Raw genomic sequence first — 5593 nt, 5'->3', positions numbered from 1 at the left:
AGGGGGCCCCACCTTCCCCTTTCCCCCTTACCCCTTCTTACCCATGCCCAATGCCCAATACAGAAACAGAGGTTACTATGTCTGCTAATACTGTAACGACCAATCGTAAAAGAGATGTGCAGGTTGCTGAAATTGGTAAAAATACATTAATTTTGCGATCACGGACTTGGGAAAGACTAAAGTTTGAGGTTGAGTATTCCCGCCAAAAGGGAACTACAGCAAATTCTTATCTCATCCAAGCCGATAAAAAAGCTTTAATTGACCCCCCTGGCGAATCTTTTACCGAAATTTACCTCCAGGAACTAGCGCAACATCTAGATTTCACCACCCTAGATTACATTGTTCTCGGTCATGTCAACCCCAACCGTAGAGCTACTTTGCAAGTATTGCTTTCTCAAGCTCCTCAAGTTACCTTAATTTGTTCTCGTCCTGCGGCTAATGCGCTCAAAACTGCTTTTCCGGAGTGGGAGTCACGCATTCAAGCTGTACGTTCCGAGGATGCTTTGGATTTAGGACAGGGACATCATTTAACATTTGTAAGCGTACCAACTCCCCGTTGGGCAGATGGATTGTGTACCTATGATTTTGCTACCAAGATTCTTTATACAGATAAATTTTTTGGCGCTCATATTTGTGAAGATACTTTATTTGATGAAGACTGGAAAAGTTTAGATGCAGAACGTCATTACTATTTTGACTGTCTCCATGCACCCCAAGCCAAACAAGTCGAAGTTGCTCTAGAAAAATTTTCGGTTTTTGCAGCAAAATCTTACGCCCCCGCACATGGCCCAGTTGTGCGTTTTAGCCTTAGTCGATTTACTTATGATTACCGCCAATGGTGTCAAGGACAAAAATCTCAAGAGTTAAGTGTGGCTTTGCTTTATGCTTCTGCTTATGGAAATACAGCAATTTTGGCGAATGCGATCGCGCAAGGTTTAATTGAAAATGGAGTCAATGTAAAATCAATTAACTGTGAACTAACAGATACCGCTGACATTACCCGCATTGTAGAAGCTTGCGATGGATTGATTATTGGTTCACCCACTTTAGGCGGACATGCACCCACTCAAATTCAAACTGCTTTAGGAATAATTCTTTCCACAGCAGCTAAAACCAAATTAGCCGGAGTATTTGGTTCCTACGGCTGGAGTGGCGAAGCCATCGATTTAATAGAAAACAAGCTCAAAGATGCCAACTATCGTTTAGGATTTGAATCAATTCGAGTCCGCTTCACTCCTACACCTGAAATTCTCCAACAATGCCAAGAAGCAGGTGCAACCTTTGCCCAAAACTTGAAGAAAACCAAAAAACTGCGGACTCCCCGCCAAGTTGTTACAGAAACTCATGTAGATCGTACCGAACAAGCAGTGGGGCGGATCATTGGTTCCTTGTGTGTAGTCACAACTCGTGATGAAGACACCCATAAAGGCGTTTTAACTTCTTGGGTATCTCAAGCAACCTTTAACCCTCCAGGAATCATGATTGCCATTGCTGACGAACAAAATGCAGATTTAATGTGTCATTCCAATGATAAATTTGTGCTAAATATTCTCAAAGAAGGCAGAAATGTCCGCCGCTATTTTTCTCGTCAAAGCACATTAGGAGATAATCCGTTCATTAATCTTTCTACCAAAACCGCTGTTAATGGTTGTCTCATTCTCAACGAGGCATTGTCTTATTTAGAATGTACAGTCCAAAATCAAATTAAATGCGGTGACAGATGGTTAATTTATGCCGTAGTAGATAACGGTGAAGTCCTTGAAAATGAAGGATTAACCGCTCTCGAATACCGTAAATCTGGCAGCTATTATTAATTCGTAATTCGTAATTATTGAAAACCTGCCTTATCTGTTCTAAATTCTCTGAATCAAATTACCAATTTTAAAACTACCATGTCTACATTTGTTGCTGTTGATCAAATTGACAAAGTTTTTAACTTAACAGGTGGCGGTCAATATATCGCTCTTAAAGGAATTGATCTGCAAATTAAAAAAGGAGAATTTGTTTCACTAATTGGGCACTCTGGTTGTGGTAAATCCACTTTATTAAATATGATTGCAGGTCTGGATTTGCCCACAGAAGGTATTGTCACCTTAGAAGGGCAAAGAATCAGCAAACCAGGCCCCGACAGAATGGTGGTATTCCAAAATTATTCGCTATTGCCTTGGCGGACAGTGAGAGAAAATATCGGTCTTGCTGTAGACTCGGTAATGAAAGGTTTACCCGCAGCGGAACGCAAAGCCATTGTCGATAAGCATATAAATATGGTGGGTTTGCAGCCCCATGCAGATAAACAGCCGGGAATGTTATCAGGTGGACAAAAGCAGCGAGTTGCGATCGCTCGTGCTTTAGCAATCCGTCCCAAGTTACTATTACTAGATGAACCATTTGGGGCGCTGGATGCACTCACACGCGGTAACTTGCAAGAACAACTCATGCAAATCTGCGAAGAAAATCAAGTTACCGCCGTTATGGTAACTCATGACGTAGACGAAGCAGTGCTGTTATCTGACAGAATTGTCATGTTGACTAACGGCCCCGAATCTAAAATTGGCGACATCCTAGAAGTAGATATTCCCAGACCGCGTAAGCGCATGGAAGTTGTAGAACATCCCAGTTACTACAGCTTGCGAAGTGAGATGATTTACTTCCTCAACCAGCAAAAACGGATTAAGAAAATTCGGGCGCGGAAAACTGCCGACGTTGCCCGTCACGGTTTAGAAAAAGTTAACTTAGAAATTGGCTTTTTACCCCTTACCGCCTGCGCCCCCCTAGCCATTGCTAAAGAAAAAGGCTTCTTTACCAAGCATGGTTTAGATGAAGTTAACCTCGTCCGCGAAAGCAGCTGGCGGGGTATAGAAGATGGCATAAGTGGTGGTTATTTGGATGCGGCTCAAATGCCTTCAGGGATGCCGATGTGGCTAACTTTGGGAGGACATAATAACCAACCTCTGCCCGTTGTCACCTCTCTCACCATGACTCGCAACGGTAACGCCATCACCTTAGCCAAACGCTTTTATGAGCAAGGCGTACAAACCTTATCAGACTTCAGAAATCACCTGATTCTCACCCACGACCAACGTCACATAATGGGAGTAGTACATCCTGCATCTATGCATAATTTGCTACTGCGTTACTGGTTAGCCGCTGGAGGGATTGACCCCGATGACGATGTGGACATGAAGACGATTCCCCCAGCGCAGATGGTCGCCGACTTGCAAACTGGTAGCATTGATGGTTACTGTGTCGGCGAACCGTGGAATTACCGCGCCGCCGTCGAGGGCGTTGGTTTTACCATCGCCACCGACTTAGAAGTCTGGCTAGGACACCCCGGTAAAGTTCTTGGAGTGCGAGAAGATTGGGCAGAAACTTATCCTAATACCCATATTGCCTTAACTAAAGCATTACTAGAAGCTTGCCAATACTGTGCAAATCCCGCAAATACCCAAGAAATTCGGCAAATTTTAGCTGGGCGAGAGTATGTCAGCACTGATGTAGAGTATATCCAACTAGAAGATCCCAATAATAATACCTGTGACTTAAACCATCCGTTACGCGACTACGCCCATCACCAGTTTTATTCTGAGTCTGCCATTAATCGCCCCAGCCGTACAGAACAAATCTGGATTATGAGCCAATTGGCGCGTTGGGGTGACACTCCCTTCCCCAGAAACTGGGTAGAAGTTGTAGAAAGAGTGTGCCAAGTCCGTGTGTTTAGCACTGCTGCACGCGAACTAGGTTTAGATATCAGCTACACTCGCCAACCCATCCAGTTGTTTGATGGTATGCCCTTTAATGCTGATGATCCCATAACCTATCTCAACAACTTGGCGATTAAACGCGATTTTTCAGTTGCCGAAGTTATTCTCGATTCGCCAAGAAGGAAAGTAGCGTGATCAAAAAATGCCATCAGTTAATAGAGAGTAGCAGAAGTAAAACTTTATTCATGAACCTTTGAACTTTAACAGATCACGACGAAGAGTTCCCAATCCCTAGTCCCCAGCCCCCAGTCCCTAATCTCTAATCCCCATGAAAAACCGCAACTCCACAATTAACGACATCGTCAGAAACCCATTAGCTAATGCAAGCAACAGCCACAGATCTTTTTTAGAAATTAAGGACGTTACTAAGGTTTACCCAACTAAAAAAGGCCCCTTCACTGTATTAGATGGTGTTAACCTCAACGTAGAACAGGGCGAGTTTATTTGCGTCATCGGTCACTCTGGCTGTGGTAAATCAACTCTGCTTAACATGGTATCCGGTTTTAACTTTCCCACCTCTGGCCAAGTCCTACTGGAAGGTCAACCCATCACCAAGCCAGGTCCAGACCGGATGGTTGTCTTCCAAAACTATGCGCTGCTTCCTTGGCGGACAGCTTTTGAAAATATTTACTTAGCTGTTAACTCTGTTTACCCCAACAAAATGGAAGCGGAGAAAAGGTCAATTGTTCGCGAACATTTAGCAATGGTAGGACTAGCTGACGCGATGGACAAAAAGCCAATGCAAATGTCCGGCGGTATGAGACAAAGGGTTTCTATCGCCCGTGCGTTAGCAATTCGTCCCAAAGTTTTGATTTTAGATGAACCTTTTGGGGCATTGGATGCTATCACCAAAGAAGAATTACAGGAAGAATTGCTAAAAATTTGGGGCGATAACCGTTGTACAGTGCTGATGATTACCCACGACATCGATGAGGCGCTATTTTTAGCAGACAAATTGGTAATGATGACTAATGGCCCCCACGCCAAAATCGGCGAAGTCATGGAAATTCCTTTTTCTCGTCCACGCGATCGCGCCCGTATTATGGAAGATCCACAATACTACCAACTGCGTAACTATGCCCTGGACTTCCTCTTTAACCGTTTTGCCCACGATGATGTCGGCTAGATAAGCTAGGTCAACGCGAAGAAAGAGCGATCGCAAATGGCTGCATAATTACGGAAGCGATTGAGCTAGACTATTAGCCAGAGGTTTAAACCTCTGGCGGACTGGCTTATCCCTTTTCTGTCACTCTCCTGAAGTAAAAATCTTTTAATTGTACTTTTATCCATCAGGAAGATAAGGTTTGAACTCATTCATAATCCTGGTTAAAACTAAAAAACCTTTGACTAAATCAGGGATGCGAAATACTTCAAGCCAAGGAGAAATTAAACAAAAAAATATCTTCGGCTGTATGATGAGACGGAGGTTATTCAAAGTACTTTTCCAACTTGTTTCATGATGCCACCATGAATGTAAACAGAACTTATCTGTGATTTCATCAGGTACAGAATCTGTTTCATGTGAAGTATTATCGTTCTGGTAATGTCTCAATCTTTTGAATGGTTCTGATTGCAGACTGATCATGAAGTAAGTAGAGAAAATGATTTCCCACCATCGCTCTATTTCTTGATAATCAGTCACCCGATAATCTGCCCAGCCTAATTCATTCTTACTCTGCTTAAAACCATATTCAATCCAAGTTCTAAATCCATAAGTATTTCCTACACTTAACTGAATATCTCCAGGTAAATCAGTCATGATGTACCAAGTCGTATTTTCTGGTACTGTAATTTTATCTGTTGTGATTTGCCAGAACCGAACCGCCCTACGC

3 protein-coding genes and 1 pseudogene are annotated in these 5593 nt (G+C 43.1%); 3 read left to right on the top strand and 1 reads right to left on the bottom strand.

Annotation, left to right across the window (positions count from 1 at the left end; translation table 11 throughout):
* Window positions 1-77: 77 nt before the first annotated feature.
* The 3 genes from I8751_RS17015 (at window position 78) to I8751_RS17005 (ending at window position 4887) form a co-directional block, all read left to right on the top strand.
* Complete coding sequence (locus tag I8751_RS17015; protein WP_214440317.1) at window positions 78-1814, top strand: diflavin flavoprotein; 1737 nt, start codon at window positions 78-80, stop codon at window positions 1812-1814.
* A gap of 78 nt (window positions 1815-1892) precedes the next feature.
* Window positions 1893-3896, top strand: coding sequence for an ABC transporter ATP-binding/substrate-binding protein (locus I8751_RS17010; RefSeq protein ID WP_214440316.1), 2004 nt, complete (start codon window positions 1893-1895; stop codon window positions 3894-3896).
* Window positions 3897-4029: 133 nt separating this feature from the next.
* The gene (locus I8751_RS17005; RefSeq protein ID WP_214440315.1) at window positions 4030-4887 is read left to right on the top strand and encodes a nitrate ABC transporter ATP-binding protein; all 858 of its coding nucleotides are present in this window, start codon (window positions 4030-4032) and stop codon (window positions 4885-4887) included.
* Between the two features lie 156 nt (window positions 4888-5043).
* On the opposite strand, the pseudogene I8751_RS30455 reads toward I8751_RS17005, so the two are convergent.
* A pseudogene (locus tag I8751_RS30455) lies at window positions 5044-5593 on the bottom strand (IS701 family transposase); the annotation flags it as partial.

This window comes from Atlanticothrix silvestris CENA357 (assembly GCF_016056295.1).
Taxonomy (GTDB): domain Bacteria; phylum Cyanobacteriota; class Cyanobacteriia; order Cyanobacteriales; family Nostocaceae; genus Atlanticothrix; species Atlanticothrix silvestris.
This window is presented reverse-complemented; position numbering and strand designations above follow the sequence as displayed.